15 protein-coding genes and 3 pseudogenes are annotated in these 18,256 nt (G+C 64.7%); 5 read left to right on the top strand and 13 right to left on the bottom strand.

The features are described 5' to 3' along the window. Window positions 1–66: 66 nt before the first annotated feature. Window positions 67–1,302, top strand: coding sequence for a beta-ketoacyl-[acyl-carrier-protein] synthase family protein (locus E3N94_RS10590; protein ID WP_104101886.1), 1,236 nt, complete (start codon window positions 67–69; stop codon window positions 1,300–1,302). Window positions 1,303–1,395: 93 nt separating this feature from the next. Here E3N94_RS10590 and E3N94_RS10585 read toward each other — a convergent pair whose 3' ends face one another. After that, window positions 1,396–1,917 (bottom strand): DUF3145 domain-containing protein, encoded by a 522-nt coding sequence (locus tag E3N94_RS10585; protein WP_134570208.1) that lies wholly within the window; start codon window positions 1,915–1,917, stop codon window positions 1,396–1,398. A 231-nt stretch (window positions 1,918–2,148) separates the two neighbouring features. On the opposite strand from E3N94_RS10585, the gene E3N94_RS10580 reads away from it, so the two are divergent. Continuing rightward, window positions 2,149–2,733, top strand: coding sequence for a PadR family transcriptional regulator (locus E3N94_RS10580; protein WP_134570207.1), 585 nt, complete (start codon window positions 2,149–2,151; stop codon window positions 2,731–2,733). A 51-nt stretch (window positions 2,734–2,784) separates the two neighbouring features. Here E3N94_RS10580 and E3N94_RS10575 read toward each other — a convergent pair whose 3' ends face one another. Both E3N94_RS10575 and E3N94_RS10570 read right to left on the bottom strand, forming a co-directional pair. After that, a complete protein-coding gene (locus tag E3N94_RS10575) occupies window positions 2,785–4,587 on the bottom strand; it encodes a bifunctional 3'-5' exonuclease/DNA polymerase (RefSeq protein ID WP_241987108.1) in 1,803 nt (600 codons plus the stop codon). Between the two features lie 58 nt (window positions 4,588–4,645). Next, the gene (locus E3N94_RS10570) at window positions 4,646–5,335 is read right to left on the bottom strand and encodes a phosphoribosyltransferase family protein (protein WP_104101874.1); all 690 of its coding nucleotides are present in this window, start codon (window positions 5,333–5,335) and stop codon (window positions 4,646–4,648) included. A 229-nt stretch (window positions 5,336–5,564) separates the two neighbouring features. Here E3N94_RS10570 and E3N94_RS10565 point away from each other — a divergent pair, with 229 nt between their 5' ends. Then, window positions 5,565–6,230: a hypothetical protein gene (locus E3N94_RS10565; protein WP_134342922.1), complete on the top strand. Its 666-nt coding sequence runs from the start codon at window positions 5,565–5,567 to the stop codon at window positions 6,228–6,230. 44 nt (window positions 6,231–6,274) lie between these two features. Further along, the gene (locus tag E3N94_RS10560) at window positions 6,275–6,472 is read left to right on the top strand and encodes a hypothetical protein (protein WP_134401682.1); all 198 of its coding nucleotides are present in this window, start codon (window positions 6,275–6,277) and stop codon (window positions 6,470–6,472) included. 364 nt (window positions 6,473–6,836) lie between these two features. On the opposite strand, the gene E3N94_RS10555 is transcribed toward E3N94_RS10560, so the two are convergent. Continuing rightward, window positions 6,837–7,724: a hypothetical protein gene (locus tag E3N94_RS10555; RefSeq protein ID WP_134401683.1), complete on the bottom strand. Its 888-nt coding sequence runs from the start codon at window positions 7,722–7,724 to the stop codon at window positions 6,837–6,839. Window positions 7,725–8,568: 844 nt separating this feature from the next. Then, window positions 8,569–8,970, bottom strand: a complete 402-nt coding sequence (locus E3N94_RS10550) for a VOC family protein (RefSeq protein ID WP_134570205.1) — start codon at window positions 8,968–8,970, stop codon at window positions 8,569–8,571. A gap of 356 nt (window positions 8,971–9,326) precedes the next feature. Here E3N94_RS10550 and E3N94_RS10545 point away from each other — a divergent pair, with 356 nt between their 5' ends. Continuing rightward, the gene (locus E3N94_RS10545; RefSeq protein ID WP_198416281.1) at window positions 9,327–9,653 is read left to right on the top strand and encodes a hypothetical protein; all 327 of its coding nucleotides are present in this window, start codon (window positions 9,327–9,329) and stop codon (window positions 9,651–9,653) included. A 107-nt stretch (window positions 9,654–9,760) separates the two neighbouring features. Here E3N94_RS10545 and E3N94_RS10540 read toward each other — a convergent pair whose 3' ends face one another. The 8 genes and pseudogenes from E3N94_RS10540 to E3N94_RS10505 form a co-directional block, all read right to left on the bottom strand. Continuing rightward, window positions 9,761–9,955 (bottom strand): hypothetical protein, encoded by a 195-nt coding sequence (locus E3N94_RS10540; RefSeq protein ID WP_134343049.1) that lies wholly within the window; start codon window positions 9,953–9,955, stop codon window positions 9,761–9,763. Between the two features lie 1,188 nt (window positions 9,956–11,143). After that, a pseudogene (locus E3N94_RS10535) lies at window positions 11,144–11,464 on the bottom strand (hypothetical protein); the annotation flags it as partial. A 152-nt stretch (window positions 11,465–11,616) separates the two neighbouring features. Further along, entirely contained in the window at window positions 11,617–13,464 is a 1,848-nt protein-coding gene (locus tag E3N94_RS10530; RefSeq protein ID WP_233191457.1) for an amino acid transporter, read from the bottom strand. A 302-nt stretch (window positions 13,465–13,766) separates the two neighbouring features. Continuing rightward, window positions 13,767–14,773, bottom strand: a pseudogene (locus tag E3N94_RS10525) (magnesium and cobalt transport protein CorA); the annotation flags it as partial. Between the two features lie 179 nt (window positions 14,774–14,952). Then, window positions 14,953–15,756: pseudogene (locus E3N94_RS17220) on the bottom strand (magnesium transporter CorA family protein). Between the two features lie 344 nt (window positions 15,757–16,100). Then, window positions 16,101–16,382, bottom strand: a complete 282-nt coding sequence (locus E3N94_RS17215; RefSeq protein ID WP_241977402.1) for a hypothetical protein — start codon at window positions 16,380–16,382, stop codon at window positions 16,101–16,103. A gap of 337 nt (window positions 16,383–16,719) precedes the next feature. Further along, complete coding sequence (locus E3N94_RS10510) at window positions 16,720–17,190, bottom strand: class F sortase (protein WP_166785893.1); 471 nt, start codon at window positions 17,188–17,190, stop codon at window positions 16,720–16,722. Between the two features lie 260 nt (window positions 17,191–17,450). Beyond that, on the bottom strand, window positions 17,451–18,221 hold the full coding sequence (locus E3N94_RS10505) for a hypothetical protein (RefSeq protein WP_104101847.1): 771 nt from the start codon (window positions 18,219–18,221) through the stop codon (window positions 17,451–17,453). Window positions 18,222–18,256 lie beyond the last annotated feature (35 nt).

Raw genomic sequence — 18,256 nt, 5'->3', positions numbered from 1 at the left:
CATCTGCCGACCGGCCTGATCTGTGGGTGATGCCCACGTTTGCACGCCTCACGGAGAGTTAACGTTATGACCAAAAAAATCGTTATCACCGGCATCGGTGCGACTTCCCCTCTCGGCGGCACGGCCGCCGACAGCTGGTCGGCCCTGCTCGCCGGTGAATCGGGGACGAGCACGCTAGACCACGAATGGGTGGCCCGGACTCAGCTCCCCGTGACCTTCGCCGCCCAGGCCAGGGTTCCATCCGTCGACGTTCTGGCCCGCCACGAGACGAAGCGCCTCGACCCCTCCAGCCAGTTCGCGTTGATTGCCGGGCGTGAAGCCTGGGCGGATGCCGGCTCCCCCGAAGCAGACCCCGAACGGCTGGCCGTCGACTGGGCGACCGGAATCGGTGGAGTCTGGACCCTCCTCGACGCGTGGGACACCCTCCGCGAACGCGGTCCGCGCCGCGTGCTGCCGATGACCGTGCCCATGCTCATGCCGAACGGCCCGGGAGCGGCCATCGGAATGGACCTTCACGCCCGGGCCGGAATCACCACAGTTGTGTCCGCGTGCGCCTCGAGCACCGAGTCTCTCGTGAACGCCTACAACCGCCTACAGGCCGGGCTCGCCGACATCGTCATCGCCGGTGGCTCCGAGGCCGCAATTCACCCGCTTCCGATCGCATCCTTCGCTGCCATGCAGGCCTTGTCCAAGCGCAACGACGACCCGGCCACGGCGTCGCGCCCCTACGACATCACCCGGGACGGCTTCGTTCTCGGTGAGGGGGCCGCGGCGCTCGTCGTCGAGACGGAAGAACACGCCAAGGCCCGCGGCGCGCGCATCTACGCCGAGCTCCTTGGTGGTGCCGTGACCAGTGACGCGTACCACATCACCGCTCCAGACCCCGATGGCACGGCTGCGGCCCGCGCGATGATCACCGCGATCAGGAATGCCGACGCGAGCCTGGCGGATGTCTCGCACATCAACGCACACGCGACCAGCACTCCGGTCGGGGACATCGCCGAGTACAACGCACTGCGCCGCGTGTTCGGCGACCTGCTCGACGGAATCCCGGTGTCGGCGACCAAGGCTTCCACCGGTCACCTCCTCGGTGGTGCCGGGGCGATTGAGGCCCTGTTCACGGTTCTCGCTCTGGCCAAGCGCATGGCCCCGCCGACCATCAACCTGCTGAATCAGGATCCAAGCATCCCGCTCGACGTGGTGACCATGCCGCGCACGTTGCCTTCCGGCGATCTGCTGGCCATCAGCAACTCGTTCGGTTTCGGCGGTCACAACGCCGTCGTGGCGTTCCGGTCGGTCTAGCTCCACCCGGCGGAAAACCTGCCTGCACCGAGATGGCCCCGACCGGCACCGGTCGGGGCCATCCCGTGTTCGGGAGCGACCTTGCGCTGCACGTCAGCCCACCTGGTGCAACCACACGACCGAGTTGAAATCGCCGGCGTGCCGGAACGGTTCGAGCTCGTCGTCCCAGGCCTGCCCGAGCGTAATGCGGAGCTGCCGGTGGAGCTCCAGCGCGTTTGCCCCGGCCTGGTCCATGGCGTGGCGCAGCCGGTCCTCCGGGATAACGACGTTACCGGCCGTGTCGGTCTGGGCGAAGAAGATGCCCAGGTCGGGGGTGTGAAGCCAGCGCGCCCCATCGGCGCCGAAACCGGCGTCCTCGGTGACCTCAAAGCGAAGGTGGTCCCACCCGCGGAGCGCCGAGGCGAGCCGCGCCCCCGTACCGCAGGCGCCCTCCCACTGGTACTCGGCCCGCTGCGCTCCGCGGAGCACGGGCTGCTCAGACCAGTCGAAACTGACGGGCACGCCCAGAGCGCGACCCACCGCCCACTCCACATGGGGACTCAGAGCGCGAGGCGAAGAATGCACGTAAATGTAGCCGCGCGCAGTCGCTTCCTGCCGAGCGTGTGTAGCCACCATCGTTTCTCCCGTTCTGTGAGATGCGTCTTCCCCAACGACCTCTGAACGAAACAATGCGGCGTGCTGTGAACTTATCGAAAACTTGAACCTATGACCAACGGTCGACGCACCGCGCAGGCGCTGCATCCATGAATTATGCCTCAGCGACCCCCGCGATCACAAGACTCGAGCCGGGACCGGATCTCCGTTCGCTATACTCAGTATGGTCGTACCTTGGCCACCGGAGGTCCCATGTCTGTTCGCAGCTGCCTGCTGGCGATCCTCACGATCGGTCCGGCCTATGGCTTCCAGCTTCATGGCGAGCTGGAGTCTCGAACGGCCGGTCGGCGGGCGGTCAACGTCGGGCAGATCTACGGCACTCTTGAGCGGCTGGTTAAACAGGCGGCCGTTGAATCGGCCGGCAGCACCGCAGACGGCCTACCGCTGTACCGAATCACCGCGCTCGGCCAGGCCGAGGCGCTCCACTGGCTGGCCGATACCGAGAGCGCTCCCGGCAACGAGTGGAGCGACCTGGTCGACCGGGTCCTGATCGCCATCTCCCTCCCTGATCCTCAGGTGCTGGGCATCGATGCGCGCGGCATCGTTGCCCGGTACCGCCGGCGGTGGCAGTCAACTACCGAGACTGCGACCATGGACGCCGCGGCCACGGGCGCGGAGCGCTTGGCGGGCGCCGCCCGGGCCGCGCTGTCCTCCGCTGCGCTGGACTGGCTTCGGGACGTCGACGCGCTGCTCGAGGACGGCCACGCCGCGAGTTTTCGGCACGGTCTGAACGACGTGCGGCCGAAGCGCGGACGACGACCGGCATCCGTCGCCTGACCTGGGCGACACGCACCGTCGGAGCTGCCGTCGCCTCTGCGGTGGTTGCACCTACTTCGCCTGCGCGTAGCTGTCGACCGTCGCAACAGTGAGCAGGAAATCGACCGGGAAATCGCCGAACAAGTGCCGGCCGGCGGTATCCGCCGCGCGCCGGATGATCTCCTCGACGGTATCTGCCAGCGCGGCGGGCGTGTGCACCATGACCTCGTCGTGCAGGAAGAAAACCAGGTGCGGGGCCCGGTCGAATTCCGACCCGGAGGCACCCTGGGCCCACTGGGAACCCTGGGCACCCTGGGCACCCTGGGCACCCTGGGGCAGCATTCGCAGTTCCCGGCGCACCTCCGCCATCCAGCACAGCGCCCATTCCGCGGCGCTGCCCTGAACGATGAAATTGCGGGTGAAGCGGCCCCAGTCTCGCGCCTGACTACGGGCCCGGCGCTCGTCGGCATCCGTCGCCCCGGGGTCGTAGGCCTTGGCCTGGGTGGCCAGCCAGCGTTCCCCGGGCCGCGGGGAGGAACGCCCAAGCCGTGTCGTCACGCTCTCGCCGCGTTCCCCGGCGCGTGCGGCCGTTTCGGTGAGGGCCAGTGCCCTCGGAAAGGCCTTCGCGAGCCGGGGCAGGAGGCGCCCGCTCTCCCCGCTGGTGGCGCCGTACATGGCCCCGAGCATGGCCACCTTGGCGTGGTCGCGGGTCTCCACGACGCCCCCGGCGACGATCCCGGCGTACAGGTCCGTTCCTCGGCCGGCCTGGGCCATGGCCGTGTCGGCCGATAGGGCGGCGAGGATACGCGGCTCGAGCTGCGCGGCGTCCGCGACCACGAGCTTCCAGCCCGCATCGGCGACGACTGCGCCGCGCACCTGTTTGGGCAGCTGCAGGGCTCCCCCGCCCCGAGTGGCCCAGCGGCCCGTCACCACCCCGCCGGGGATGTACTCGGGATGGAACCGGCCGTCGACGATCCAGGTGTCCATCCAATACCAGCCGTTCGCGCTGAGCAGCCGGGCCAGCTTCTTGTATTCGAGCAGCGGATCGATCACAGGGTGGGTGAGCTCCTTGAGCTCCCAGGCGCGGGTGGACGTCACCTTCAGGCCGACCTTCTGCAGTGCCCGCATCAGATCGGGCTGGGAGTCGGGGTTGAGACCGGGTTCGCCAACAGCGTCACGGATGCGCCGAGCGAGGTTTTCGAGGCGTTCGGGCCGGATGCCCGGGGCGACGCGGGGGCCGAGTTCGCGGGTCAGCAGAGCGTCGTGCACGTCGGTGCGCCACGGCAGGCCGGCGAACTGCATCTCGGCGGCGATCAGCGCCCCGGCCGATTCCGCGGCGAGCAGCAGGCGGAGGCGGCCGGGCTCCGCAGAGGCGCGGACCGCGTCGAGCTGGCGCCGGTATTCCGCCTGCGTACCGAACCCGGCGGCCGCGCTGCCGGCGTCGCGGCCGGTCACGCCGTCGGCGGCGGTCTCGGTGTCGCTGCCGGCGGCGCTGTCACCGTCGCTGTCGAACAGGTCGAAGAGTGTCACCCCGGATGCGGACGCGGCCGGTTCGAAGGCCACCGCCCGATCCCAGCGGCTCGGCTCCGCCCGGGCCAGCGCGCTTGCCTGGGTCAGCGACGACTGGCGCAGGATCGCGTGGCACAGGCGCAAGTCGTGGGCGCGGTGCACCCTGATTCCGGCCGCCAGGAGCAGCGGGTAGATGCGGGCCGTGTCCTCCCACACCCAACGGGGCCGGTCTCGCTCCTGACCGAGCACATAGCCGGGGAATTCGTGTGAAGGCAAACGGAGTGCTGGCCCCGCGACGTTGCCCTCGGCGTCGAGCGACAGCACGAGGATCTCCCCGTTTCCCGTTCGACTCGCCAGAAGGTGCACCTGCCCATTCTGCCGGTTCGGGACCGTGCCGGCGGGAAAAGCATCCGTCATATGACCGTCAGTTCGTCCGGCCGTCTGTCGGTGGAGTGGCGTCGGCCTCAGCCCACGCCTCCTGCAGCAGGGCGACGGTCTCGTTGTCTGAGAGTTGGTGGAAGTCGGTGTAGAAGGGCCCGATTGCCCACAACTCCTGCGGGGCGTGCAGCACGACGATGACATCCGCATACTGCCGCATCTCCCCGAGCAGCTCGGCGGGTGCGACCGGGACCGCGAGCACCGTGAGTGCGGCGCCCTGCCCTTTCAGGGCCGCGAGGGCTGCCTTGGCCGTGGCTCCCGTCGCGAGGCCGTCGTCCACGACGACGGCGACACGGCCCCGCGGACTGATCTGCGGGCGGTCATTGAGGTAGAGGGTGCGACGTCGTGCGATTTCGGCCAGCTCGCGACGGCGGGCCCGGGCCAAACCCATCGAGTCGCCCCCGGTGGCGGCGAACACGTCCTCATTGACGATCGCCTGCGGACTAGCACCGTCGACGACCGCCCCCATCGCGACCTCCGGATAGCCCGGGGCCCCGATCTTGCGCACCAGGATGAGGTCCAGCGGGGCATGCAGGCGCCGAGCGACCTCGATCGCCACAGGCACACCGCCCCGCGGGAGGGCGTAGACCACCGGGTCGTGCGCCTCAAGCTCAGTCAGTCGTTCGATCAGTGGTTCGGCCAGCAGTCGGCCGGCCTCGCTCCGATTCGTGAACATGAGGCTCCCACCCGGCGAATACCTCCTGCGGGTCCGCCTCGTCCGATTCTGCCGCCGACCCTCGGCTTTGTCGAGGGCCGCCCGGGGCTCAGGCGCGGCGACCCGATTCGAGCTGACGGGCACACATGCCACTTCGGTGGTCCCGGGCACTGGACGCGTCCGGGGACCGAGGGCAGACTCGGTTCAACCAGAACAATCACGGCACCATCGAACGGAACCTGGATCAGCTGTGTATCGACGACTCACCACCCTGATTGCCGCGACCGGGCTCACGGCCGGGATCGCTCTCCTGCTGACGCTCGGCACCGTGATGCCGAGTGCGACGCGCGTCTCCGCCGACGAGTGCCCGGGCGAAACCGTGCCGATCGTCGATGTCGACGGGGAGTCACAGTGTGTGGCCCTGACCGAGGGTGAAACCACCCCCGGACCGACACCGACACCGCCGCCCCCTCCCACTCTCACTCCGACCAAGTTCCCCTCGCCAGCACCTGAGGAACCCGCCACCACTCCCCCGGCAGAGCCGGCCCCCTCGGCCGGGCCACAGTCCACGCCGGCTGTCGTTCCACCGTCGGCGACGGCGGCGGCACCGTCGGAAGCCCCACCTGCCAAGAACGTGGATCCAGCCCCGACCTCTGCTCCCGTTCCAGGCGAGCGCGCAGGAACGACCAACGAGCCGGAGAACACCAGCACGCCGACTCCGGCGATGATGCCCACGGAGCCGCCCGCGAACGCCGACATCACCGGCGTGATCGTGCCCGGCAACGGGCCCCGGCTGCTCTGGGGCGTCGCCGTCGGGGCATCCGCATCGGGGTTGCTGGCCGCGCTCGTCGCCTTCTACCTGGTGTCGGTGCGACCGTTCTTCATCGCACGCAGACGGCCGGGAGCAGTCGGCTGACTCGCACAGGTTTCTTTGGCGCCGACCGGGTCAGCCTGATGTCGATGACGAACGCCTACCGCGGCCGGGGCACCGTGCGGTACGCCGGCCTGGCCCTGAGCCTGTTGGGCGAGATGATCGACGCGATCGCCAAACAGCCATGGCGCATCGTCGCGCGCGCCTTCCGCCGCGCCGTCGACGGGAGGCCGAGCTGGCCGCCGACGTGCGGCGGTCGGATCAGTGTGACCTGCTGGTCGACCTGACCGCCAAACTCGACCGGCTCCCCCGGTATTTCTCCGTGCACCCCGGCAGGGTCATCCTCGCCGATGCGTCACTGCTGGATGGCACCCCGGTGCAGGGGTCCGGCATGGGGAGGTGATGCCCGACTGTCTCCGTCACCCGGGAGAATCTGTGGGACCTGCGTGAGGTCGCTCGCCAGAGTCAGCGGAGTGCGGGGGCCCCGGCTCGCGCACCGCGCACGACGATCGATGCAGGGGCCCGCCTCAACGCACACTGAGCCTTCCACTCGTTCGACTGTGGAGCAGCCAGGAGCATGACCCTCCACCTCGACCTGCGGCTCACCCCCAAATCCGTTGCCCCGGTCGGGTCAGGTCAGGTCAGGTGCGGTCAATACCAGTTGTTGGTCACGGAATGCGCCCAGGCTCCGCACGGGGTGCCGTACCCGGCCTTGATGTAGCCGAGACCCCAGGAGATCTGCGTCGTCGCGTTCGTGGCCCAGTCGGATCCCGCCGTGGCCATCTTGCTCCCGGGCAGGGCCTGAGGGATTCCGGTGGCGCCGCTGGGGTTGTTGGCCGTGTACGACCAGCCGGATTCCTTGTTCCAGAGCTGTACGAGGCAGGAGAACTCGGACTCGCCCCAGCCGTACTTGGAGGCTGCCATCGCCCGGGCCGTCGCCTTCGCCTCGGCGGGCGTGTTGCCGCCGGCGTCGGGCTGGGACTCAGCAGCTGGAGCGGAATCGCGCGACGCATCCGCGGCCGCGGCCCGGGCGTCCGCCTGAGCCTGAGCCTGAACGGCAGCCTCGGCCTGGGCGCGAGCGGCCTCGGCGGCGGCCGCTGCTGCGGCCTCGGCGGCGGCTCGGTCTACCTCGGCCACAGCCGAACGGGCCGTGTCGGCCGCCTCCTGAGTCTGTTCGGTGAGCTCGATGACGGTGTCCGTCTCCAACGACTTGTAGTCCCCGAGCGCGGCGACGGATGACGCCAGTGGGGTCGGATCCACCTTGTTCGCCATGGCCGTGATCACCGTTCCGGCGTCACTGAGGGTGCTCTCCGCCCGGTCATGGGCGGTTTTTGTGGCTATGGCGGAGTAGACACTGAGCTGCTCGTGATGCAAACCGGTGCTTTCGGAGAGCTCCGTCGTCGCGGCGATGCCGGCAGAACTTACCGCGGATGCCTGTGACACCGCACCGATTCCCATGATCAGGCCGAGGAGACCGAGAGCTGCTCCGGTGCCGACAGCGACGGATCTGGTGCGCGAACGTTTACGTTTGGCGTTCATTTCTCGCCGGGCGGTCAGAGGTGAACGGGGTGAAGCAGAGCGCATGACTTCCAAATGCGATGCGGCCGGGCTACACGATCCTCGGCGCACCTTGATCGGTGGACTCACGGCCAGATGAAGCCGCATGGACGAAACCTCCAGCTCGCACTCACTTTCTGGACAGATGCTCAGTTATAGCTGGCAAAGTCATCCGTACTTGGCCGCCACCGATGCCGGTGCACGTCGACAGGCTCGAGTCAGGACAACTCGTTGTCCGCGTAACGGGGTGATACAGGTGAACTTCGGCAGATTTGTTTTGAGGGAACTTTAGGTGTGGAGTTCGCAGCCCTAAGCTCTCAGCCTGCCGTCAGGCGCCCCTCGGCTTCGCGACTTCACAGCCTCGCTCAGGTTTTGGGTGCCTCTCGCCGTGGTCGTCGGTACTTCGCTGACCCGTCGTGATGCGCTGCCAGACCTGTCGCGGCATGTCCAGGCCAGAGATTGTGACGGATGCCACGCTCGAGGCGAAATACGGGGTGCACCCGATGCAATAAGTTGCCCGGCTTCGACGCCCATATGCGGGTGGGCACTCGCGGACAGCCGGTGCGTTGATCACGACTTACTGTTGGCCACCGTTGGTGATCAGGTCTCTGACAGCGAGCATGTCCGGTCGGGACCGGTCGGGCCGCCGCGGACGGGCCGAGCGCGGCATCCGCTTCGAGGCACTCCAAAAGGGCGACAGGGGGCAAGCTCGGTGGAGATCAGCAGCGATCGAGAACTCTTGTCGGAGGGGTTCAACAGGGAGGGACATCCAGATCGATCCTCACGAGGACCTTGTCGCTCTCCACGATCGAGCGTTGTGGGCCGCTCATTGCCCGAGTTCGTATCCGATGAGCCAGTGCAGTCCATGACGGTCGATGACTTGGCCATCCGAAGCACCCCAAGGCTTTGGGGCAAGGTAGTCAACGATCTGGCCGCCCATCGCGAGTTTGTCAAACCACTCGTGGAGAATTTCCGGTTCGGCGGCGCCCAGCAATGAGAGCTTGACGCCATCAAGCCGAACACTTTTTTCACATGCGGCTGCATCGGATCCCATCAATACAACTACGCCCTCGAGCACTCCGTGAGCTATGTTGTGGGGCGGGCCGTCGCTGCGACCGAAATCCTCGTAGGTATGCAGGGTGAGCTCTCCACTGAAAACATCCGCGTAGAAGCGGAGCGCTTCGCGCGCTGTACCGGGGAAAGTGACATAGATCTGCGGCGCCATCATATGCAAAGCATACAGATCGACCTACCACCGATCGCTAGAACGCTGTGAGGGTTCGTTGTCTGATCGAGCTGGTGATCGTCGATTCGCTGAAGTAGGACATCCCTTGGCCGCGGTCGCGCCCTGGCATTGGTGCACGTCATCAAGATCGGCGACGGTGTACCGTCCTCTACGATTATGGTATCGGCTATTCACTGGCAACGGTCGCGCCATGATGCGATGGTACTGTCAGCTCGCCCGAGCGACACAGCCGCAACGATGGTGACAGTCGGAAAACGAGAGAGGCACACCACTCACGGCGCATGTACGCCGGCGGGCGCCCGAACCGGTGGGCGCGTTTCCTGAACCGAATAAGCGCGATGGTGTTCTCGCTCGGTATCGTTGGCCACGGCGCGGTAAGCCTCGAGGCCGTCAATCCGAAGTCGCACACCCTGCTCACCCTGCCGCTCGTGGTGGCCCGCTACGAAGGTTGTGAGTACGTGGTTTCGATGCTGGGCCAGGGCTCGCGGTGGGTGCGCAATGTGCGGGCCGCGAATGGGAGCGCCGTCATCCACGCGGGGCGCAGGCGACCGGTGCTACTTGAAGAGATTCGCGCGGATGCCCGCGCACCGATTACCAAGTCATACCTGGCGCAAGCACCCGGCGCCCGACCGCACATTCCGGTCGATCAGTCGGAGCCAGTCTAGGCATTCGAAACCATAGGAGCCGACTTCCCGGTGTTCATGATCCGGGATGTCCAGTAAGGCGCAACGGGCACCACTGGTGGTCGCGCACTATCCCGCTGAACCGTGGCTCACTGTTTGCGTAAGCGTTCCTTGACCCCGTGTTCGACGAGAACGGGAACAAAGTCACGTATCGGGCGGCCGGAGAAGTTCTGATGCTCCTCGCGGACAGCTCTTTCAACGCTCGACCGTGGCACATTTGGGAATCGTTTCGTGAGTCGATCCACCACTTTTTCGACGGCCTGCAATTCATCGTTGAGGTTCACAGTCTCCAGTGTGGCACCGTCGGGAGCTGCCTATCAAGGCGTTGCTGTCACCGAAAGTTGCGCACTCTGCCCATCGCTTTCGTCAGCGACCAGCACGAAACGGGAATTACGCATCTCCCGGTCGAGGGTGCACGATGAAATCATGGGATCTTCACAAGATGCGCCTTGAGTTCGGGCCTTGCGTCCATCGCGATCAAGCCGGGACGAGCGAATACCGGGCCGAGACTTGATGGGGTCCGACGGTTGCCGCTGCCGCGCCGGCCTTCATTGGCAGCGTGGTTGGGCGCGCAATTGACGGGATAGACGACAGCCTGATCTCGCCAACCCGATCGCCACGGCCTTCCTAGTTTTTCTTCTCCTGACGTGCCCGCCGATTCTGATCACACTCTTCATGCAAGATCATCGCCGTGCTCGCACTCCTCGGCATCATCCCAGCAATGGTCAACATCTCGGGTACTCGGCGTCGTTCGAGTTATTCCCGGGCAGGAGCTATGACGAGACGGACCTGAAGACGTCGATGCGCCACAAGCCGATCGCGCGGGTCACCCTGGCGAAGCACGCATCCGTGGCCACCGAGGACTACTCATCCCTGTTCCGGTCCGACACGAACCGCGCTCCCTACACCCAGGCACCCCTCAGCACGTCGCAAACGAACGCTCTGATAACCCTCGACCGACAGCTCCGCGTGGGTCCTGGCCGCATCCTTGCTCAAGCGGTTGTCGATCTCCTCGTGCCGATGCCACTCTCGTGGGGGCTCCTTGCGACCCTCGATACGCACCGCCTCATCAAGCGGGCGGTCTTCGAGCCATTCCCAGACCCTCAGCAGTCAATGATCCTCGACGGTTCCCGATCCCTGTCACCGCTGCGAAACAAGGTGAGAGGTTGCGATCGGCTCCCTGGCTGTCCCCGTGGCCTCGACCCCGGATGACAGCACGGGTCCGCCGCACACCGCGGTATGCGGCGGACCCCCGACTTGCCGGTGCTGTCCCGCAGGTGGTTCTACTGTACGTCCGTCGGTTCTGGTTGCCCCGGTACTTCATCCGAAGTCGAGTGCCGTCCGGGTTGCGACGGATCGCTCGTGGTCGCGCCGCGCGCATCCGGTCTTCGTCCCATTCGGCGTCGGACGGGTCCACGGTCAGATTCTCGTGCGCGACGCCTCCGGAGCCGGGTTCGTCATTCCGGTCAGGTTCAGGCGGCGGCAGCACAGGAGCTCTCGATCACCGATCCCCAGTACGGCACGAACATGGTGTTCGCGACGTTGTTGTAGCCGAGACTGTTGACCGAGTTCTGATAGCCGGCCGAACCACTGCCGATGAACCGCGGGCCGCCGGATGTTCCACCGGTCATGTCGCAGGGGATGCCCTGCGATTCGGACTGGGCGTATGGGGAGTCCGTGGCGGTGCCGGAGCAGGACTGCAGGGTGTTGCCGGTGAACGGTGCCGCTGCCGGGTAGCCGAAGGCCGAGTAGGTGAACCCTCTGCCGTCATTGAAGGCCACGCCCGATGCGCCGCGACAAAATCGACACCAGGCAGGTGGGCACCGGCACCGTCCACAACGACGCATCGATACGCTCTGGCTCGACGGGGAGACGAACGGCCCTGCGTGAGTCACGATTTCCCGACCGTGCAGATTTCTCTGAACCGTCGCTGTACGGGGCGCCGTCAGCCGCCGCCGACGTGGATTCCGGGTCGGCGGGCCGGATCAGCTTCGCTCTGGCGAAGGATTTCGCGCACGACGGGTGCGGTATCTCCTTGGCCGAGGAGGAGGTAGCGCAGGAGGTGCCCTAGGGGGTTGCCCTCTGACCATTCAAAGTAAGCGTGAGGTCGCACTCCGGATGCGTCCTGCAATGCCAAGAGGATGGCGGCGATGGCGTTCGGAGCCGCGGGGCTCTGGGCTCGAAGCACCCGAAGCCCGTTGACTTCTTCACCGCGAACATGGAGCGTCTCGCTGAAACTAGACGGATCCACCACCTCGATCTCCAGGAACAGCACGTCAGCGCGACCCGGCACGGGATTCATCCCCCGCTGCGCCGTCTCCTTTCCGGCATAATCGGTCTGTTTGCCCGGCTTCGGCTTGTTCGCAATCAGGTTCAACGCGCCATCGAAGGCGAGCGAGTCGGTGATGAAGCGCCGCGCCTGTTCGTCCAGTTCGACCGTTTCCACCCGCAGTTCGGTGGTGCGTGAAACTCGGGATACGAGTGAAACGACGATGATTCCCAGAATGAAGAACGCAGAAATGGCTATGCCGTCTGGCTTCTCCAAGATGTTCTCGCCCAGGGCGTACAGGAGGATCAAGGTCAGAATGGTGAATGCGACACTGGCTCGGCGCTGGTGGCGTCGGATCGCCGAGATCGTGACGGCGACGGCTCCGGACACCATCATCGCCAGAATGCCGGTGGCGTAGGCGCCCGCCTGCGCGTTGACGTCGGCGTTGAAGCCAATCGTGATCAGGATACTGATGCCGGTGTAGACGAGAACCACGGGGCGCACGGCGCGGCTCCACTCGGGGGCCATGCCGTATGACGGCAGGTAGCGCGGGACAATGTTGATCAGGCCGGCCATCGCGGACGCCCCCGCAAACCACAGGATGAGGATGCTGCTCACGTCGTAGACGGTGCCGAAGGTGTTTCCGACGAGTTCGTGGGCCAGGTAGGCCAGTGCGCGGCCGCTGGCTTCGCCACCGTCTTCGAAAGCTTCCTCGGGGATGAGGAGGGTGGTGACGAAGGTGCTCGAGAGGAGGTAGGCGCTCATGATGAGGGCCGCCGCGGTCAGGAGCTTGCGGGTGTTGCGGATGCGTGAAGCCAGGCGCTCCTCGGTGGTTTTCCCTGCCGAGGCAACCAGGGGCATCATGCTCACCCCGGTCTCGAATCCGGACAGACCCAACACGAGCAGCGGGAAAGCGATGATGGCGGGACCGAGAAGATCACCGAACCCCCCGCCGCGGGAGGTGAGGGCGTCTGTCCATCCGGCGAGAGCGGCTGGTTCCGTGAGGACGTCGTAGAGGCCGACGCCGATGACGACGGCGTTTAGGGTGAGATACACCGCCACCAGCGGGATGGCAACCGCCACGGCTTCGCTGAAACCGAGAAGGAAGACGCCGCCGAGGGTGAGGAGCAGGACGATCGTGATCGTCACGGCATGCCCCTCGAGGAAGCTGGGCGCATATGGGTTCTCAAGAAGGTGGACCGTGGCATCCGCCGACGACAGGGTGATCGTGATGATCCAGGACGTTGCGACGAAGCCCAGAAGTACCAGCACGAAGAACTTGCCCTTCCAGAACGGGAGGAGCCGCTCGAGCATCGCCACCGAACCCTGGCCGTGCGGGCTCTCCTTCGCCACCCGCCGGTACATCGGCAACATCCCCAGCAGGGTCAGTGCAACGATCAGCAGGGTCGCCAACGGCGCCAGTGCTCCGGCAGCCAGCACGGCGATGCTCGGCAGGTACGACAACGTCGAGAAGTAGTCGACGCCCGTCAGACACATGACCATCCACCAGGGACGCTTCGTCACCGTGTCTTCGTGGCTCTCCGGTCCGACGGGCTGCACACGGTTCCGAAGCAGCCACCGCACAAGGCTGCCCGCTGGCGCTCCCGAACGGACGGGGCTGGCAACGCTCGCCGGGATGACCGGAACGTCCAATGAATCCACTGTGATCTTCCATCCCGCCCGCGCCGGTCACTAGAGGGTGCGAGCAGATCTATCGAATGCGAACAACACCTCTATTGTGAGCCACACACGAGCGAGCGCCGCACGCTCAGGGCAAAGATCTGAGCTCGAAGTGCTGTCGGCCTCGAGCGCGGGTCACAGCCACTTTTTTTCTCGAAGACCACGTACCGGGCAACGCCAAGGAAGACCATCTCTCCGAGTGCGATCGGGTATCCGAAAGTCCAGTGCAGTTCGGGCATGAAGTCGAAGTTCATGCCGTCGGCCGTGCCGACGAGGGCTGGGGCGAAGAGGATGGCCGCCCAGGAGGAAATCTTCTTGACCTGTTCGTTCTGAGCGAGGCTCGTCTCAGACATGTGGCGCATTTCGTCATTCTGCCGTTGATTCACCAGGGTGGAGTGCACGGTCAGTGCGTTTTGTAGGATGGCGCGGAATGAGTCCGCTCGATCGACGACGCGGATGGCGTGGTCCAAGACGTCGCGGAAGGAACGTTGGAGCTCCAGTTCGACCTGGTATTTTTCCGAGCCGCGGAGGAGCGCTTGGAGCATCCCGATCAGGAGGGGTGCACCGCGCGCTGGAACTCGATAACTTCCCGGGAGAGGTCATAGATGCGTCGGGAGACGCTGGGGTCGCCGTCAAAGAGTTGGTTTCCGATTTCGTCGATATCGTTCTCGAGTCCGGCGATGACGGGTGCATACTCATCGACTACCTCGTCAAGGATGGAGTACAGCACGGCTTGTGGACCCTTCGCGATAAGCGGGAGATTCGCCTCGAGGCTGTGCCTGACCCGGCTGAGGGTCGTCGATTCGGCGTGGCGAACGGTGACAACAAAGTCCTCGCCGATGAAGAGGTGAAGCTCACCGAATTCCACCTCTTCCTTCTCGTCGATGTATCGTGCGGGGCGCAAGACGAGGAACAACGTGGATCCGTACCGCTCGAGCATGGCTCGTTGATGGCCGGTCAGGGCATCTTCGACGGCCAGCGGGTGGAGATCGAATTCGCTGGCAACCGACCGTATCTCGGTGGCGTCCGGTCTGTAGAGTCCGATCCACGCCATGCCAGCGTTCTCGCGGAGGGCCTGGTACGTTTCCTCACGGCTGCGGAGGCTCTCCGCGCGGTGTCCGGCTAAGTAGATGCCGTTGTCAATCAATGCCATGGTCGTGACCCACCGTTCAGTCGTGCGAGAAAGTGTGTGAGCAGAGCCCAAAGACGGCGTGCAATCAGGGCGTCGATCAGGATGGGGCGGGAGAGCACCGCACGTGAGTGCGGGTCAGGATCCTAGATTCAGTCGTTGCGTTTGAGAAAACACCAGCGTGGAGAACCTCACGATAAACGCTACCGAACTGAAGAAGCCTCCGATCTCGCTAAACCCGAGGTAGGGCACGTTTTGGCCGTAGAAGCCGGTGACGGCCGTCGATATGGCGATGATGGCAGTCCCGTCACCTTCTTGGTGATCACGTTGAGCCGGTTTCCCTGGAGGGCCAGATTCGCTTCGAGGATACTCGTGGCGAAGTCGCGCAGGCTCTCCGTCCATTTCATAGCGCGCAGTACATGGTCGTAGACATCCTGACAGTAAGGACCCATCTCGTCGGCCACAAGGTGAAGGTCGCGACGGAGGAGCGTGTTCACCACTTCGCGCATCGGTAGGATCACCCGCCGAAGCGTTACCAGGCTCTTCCGGAGCGCGAAAGAACTCCGTTGCAGGGCTTCCTGGTCGGCCGAGGGCACGAATAGCTGGTTCTGGAGCTCTTCGATCTCCTCGTCGAGGGCGTCTACCGCATCGAAGTACCCGTCGACAAGTTAGTCCAACAGTCCGTGCAACAGGAAGGCGACACCATGCTTCGCCAAGTCCGGGAAAGAGTCCTATCTGGCAACCACATTGTCCAAATCGATGCTCTCCTCCTTGTGCACGGTAACCAGTGCACGGGCCGTGATGAAGGCGGCAATCTCGTCGGTGGTAACCGCTTTTGAGGCCGGATCGAAGCCGACAGCGCAAGCAGACAAGAACGAGTGATCGGGATAGTGATCGAGCTTCGGCCGCTGACGCAGTTTCGTGGCGTCTTCGACGGCCAACTCGTGCAAACCCAGCTCCTCGGTGAGTAATGCGAGGTCGGCACCATCCGGGGTACAGAAGTCCACCAAACCATGGAGTTGGGAAACTCAAGATGTTCGGACACATCGGCCAGCGCAAAGTTCTCGTCGATGAGGACATCATCACGGTAACAGCGGGTACGAGGAGTGGGAACAGCATAGTCAACCATGTACACCCGTGATCTTCTGGGACCCCGTTTCGCGATTCACGAAGGTGCATTGGGCGACTATCCCTCTCCAAACGGCATGGTCTTCGCACTGTTACGCCTCTGGCATGCGCAAGAACCCAGTCCCTGATGGCCAGACAGATCCCCACCAACCCCCGGCTGGATTTTAGGACGCGAGTCCCGCTATAGGCGGCCCGGGCTTGGCTAATTCGACGCGCGGCCGGACTAGTGTTCGGTCCAGCAGCCCAGGATGGCAGTAGCTACTTGATAGGAAAACGCGGTGCGGGTGACGCCATGCGGCCCGATCCTATCCGTCAACTTTCTGGCGTCAACTTGTAACGTCATGTTGTCTTTGAGGAAGACGACCACGCCGCCTGTGGTTTCGTAAGCAGGCAATCCGAGATTCGCGAGTCCTTCAATGGGTTGGACTGGGGCAAGGTTTCCTTGCATTGTGTCGAAGTAGCTGCGGGCAGACGCTGCGTCCGAGGATTCCTGCACCGAGATCACGAATTCTCCATCAGTCAGATGGTATGTGCAGGTGTATTGGCGATTGATCCAGCTGTCGACGGAGTGTGGCGGGGCGGCGAGAGTTAGCGCACGTGTGATGTTGTCGCGTGTTTCGGTGCCACAAATCATCTGTGATGCTGCGGACGGTCCTGCCTCCGCGCTGCCTGCCGAGCTCGACTGCGGAGTCGGGGAGGCCGACGTGCCTGGCATGGACATTCCGGGGGCCATTGTGTTCACGGCGCCGGAGGAGGTGGTGGCGCATCCAACCAGCAAAGCCGTGGAAGCCACCGCGATCGCAAGCAGCCAGTCGGGCCTGTTGATACGCGTCTTTGTCCTGCTACGCCGCATGGCTGGACACCAGGCTGGCGTAGACAACAACATTATCTGGGTACGTACGAGTGGTTTCGTTGAACTCTCCACCGCAGGTGATCAGCCGTAATCCCGCATGATCGGTGTTGCCGTAGACGGCGAACTGCGGAAAATCATCTTTCGGGTATTCCTCCACTCCGTCGACCACGAATACCGCCACTGTCGCATCGGCTCGGGTAACCAAAATCTCGTCGCCGGGACGCATCTCGCCAAGTCGGTAAAACACCGCGCGCCCCTGCACCCTGGAGTCGACGTGACCCAGGATGACGGAAGGTCCGATCGCGCCAGGGGTGGGCGAACCGGTGTACCAGCCGGCCGGAGAGGCCTCGTCCAACGACGGCGTCTGCACCGTGCCATCAGGATTCTGTCCCAATTGCATCAGGACAGAGTCCACTTCAATCGCGGGGACATTGATCTGAGTGGGCTCGGAGTCGGTCAAGGTCGGGCCGACAACCTGGTCAACCCGCGGAGTCGGCGGATCTGAGATGGGCTCCGGTGAGGGTGTAACGGAGACGGACTCCTGCGATGGGGCTGATACGGCAGCCGAGGCAGGCGGCCGTGGAGGAGGAGGGTTGCCCCACAGGGCGAAGCCGATCGCCGCACAGCCGACGGTGAAGAGCAGAACCGCCGCCGCGGTAGCCAGACGGCTACCGCGACGACGCTTTTCAGCCGGGATAATCACCGGGGATCAAACCGATCTCAGCCTCGTGCGGCAAGACGCCGACGAATCATCACCGCGCCACCTGCAGCGGTCAGGGCCCCGGCACCGAGGGCGAGAAGGCCCATGTCAGCACCGCTCGAAGTGCTGCCACCACCGGTTTCCACGCCACCGTCAGGCATGTTCGCCTGCGACGCGCTCAGGGCGCCACACAGAGCCGGCGACGTTGCTGCCAAGGGCAGACTCGGAACCAAGTCACTCTTTGCGTCCTGTGCTGCTTTCGTCAACGTGGCCGGGTCTAGCCCGTGGACCACCACAACCGCCGTGCCTGCCTCCAGCGAGGCCGCGGTGGCGGCATCCAGAGTGAAGGTTCGGTTGTAGTCGTAGTTTGCACCCATCCCGGCAAGCGTTAGATCAGTTCCGGCCGCCGGACTCGTGTCGCCGCTCGTGGACAACGTTGTGCCAATCTCTCCGTAGGACGGCTGACCTTCGGTCGTGCTGATCACACCATCTCCATCGGTGTCAGCTGCCGTGGTGGGACATTCCCCCTTCGCACCGATGTGGATGTGCTGTACGTGCGGGTACGGCTTACCGTCGAAGGTCTCGGCCAGACCCTTGACGGTCTGGGTGACTGTGGCCTGATCACCGGAAACCTCAACGGAGATGGTGCCGCTGCCGTTGCTGCCGTTGATCGCATCCAGCGTCCCCTGGTAGGACGCGTCACCAGTGGCTGCAAAGGCTGGACCACTCGTCAATACGGCGACGCCTAAAGCAAACGCGGGCACAAAAAACACTGCTGTTTTCTTATTCATCAAAGTCCCTTACTAGGAGGTAGTTTCGAAAACAT

Origin of the sequence: Cryobacterium sp. Sr3 (genome assembly GCF_004402835.1) — a bacterium.
Classification (GTDB): domain Bacteria; phylum Actinomycetota; class Actinomycetes; order Actinomycetales; family Microbacteriaceae; genus Cryobacterium; species Cryobacterium sandaracinum.
The sequence above is the reverse complement of the archived record's forward strand: the minus strand, read 5'-3'. Positions and strand labels throughout refer to the sequence as shown.

Excerpts from the sequence above, each read along its gene's own strand:
- E3N94_RS10560 (WP_134401682.1), top strand. The coding sequence starts at position 6,275 with ATGACGAACGCCTACCGCGGCCGGGGCACCGTGCGGTACGCCGGCCTG.
- E3N94_RS10550 (WP_134570205.1), bottom strand. The coding sequence starts at position 8,970 with ATGATGGCGCCGCAGATCTATGTCACTTTCCCCGGTACAGCGCGCGAA.
- E3N94_RS10545 (WP_198416281.1), top strand. The coding sequence starts at position 9,327 with ATGGTGTTCTCGCTCGGTATCGTTGGCCACGGCGCGGTAAGCCTCGAG.
- E3N94_RS10555 (WP_134401683.1), bottom strand. The coding sequence starts at position 7,724 with ATGAACGCCAAACGTAAACGTTCGCGCACCAGATCCGTCGCTGTCGGC.
- E3N94_RS10570 (WP_104101874.1), bottom strand. The coding sequence starts at position 5,335 with ATGTTCACGAATCGGAGCGAGGCCGGCCGACTGCTGGCCGAACCACTG.
- E3N94_RS10505 (WP_104101847.1), bottom strand. The coding sequence starts at position 18,221 with ATGAATAAGAAAACAGCAGTGTTTTTTGTGCCCGCGTTTGCTTTAGGC.
- E3N94_RS10590 (WP_104101886.1), top strand. The coding sequence starts at position 67 with ATGACCAAAAAAATCGTTATCACCGGCATCGGTGCGACTTCCCCTCTC.
- E3N94_RS10585 (WP_134570208.1), bottom strand. The coding sequence starts at position 1,917 with ATGGTGGCTACACACGCTCGGCAGGAAGCGACTGCGCGCGGCTACATT.
- E3N94_RS10580 (WP_134570207.1), top strand. The coding sequence starts at position 2,149 with ATGTCTGTTCGCAGCTGCCTGCTGGCGATCCTCACGATCGGTCCGGCC.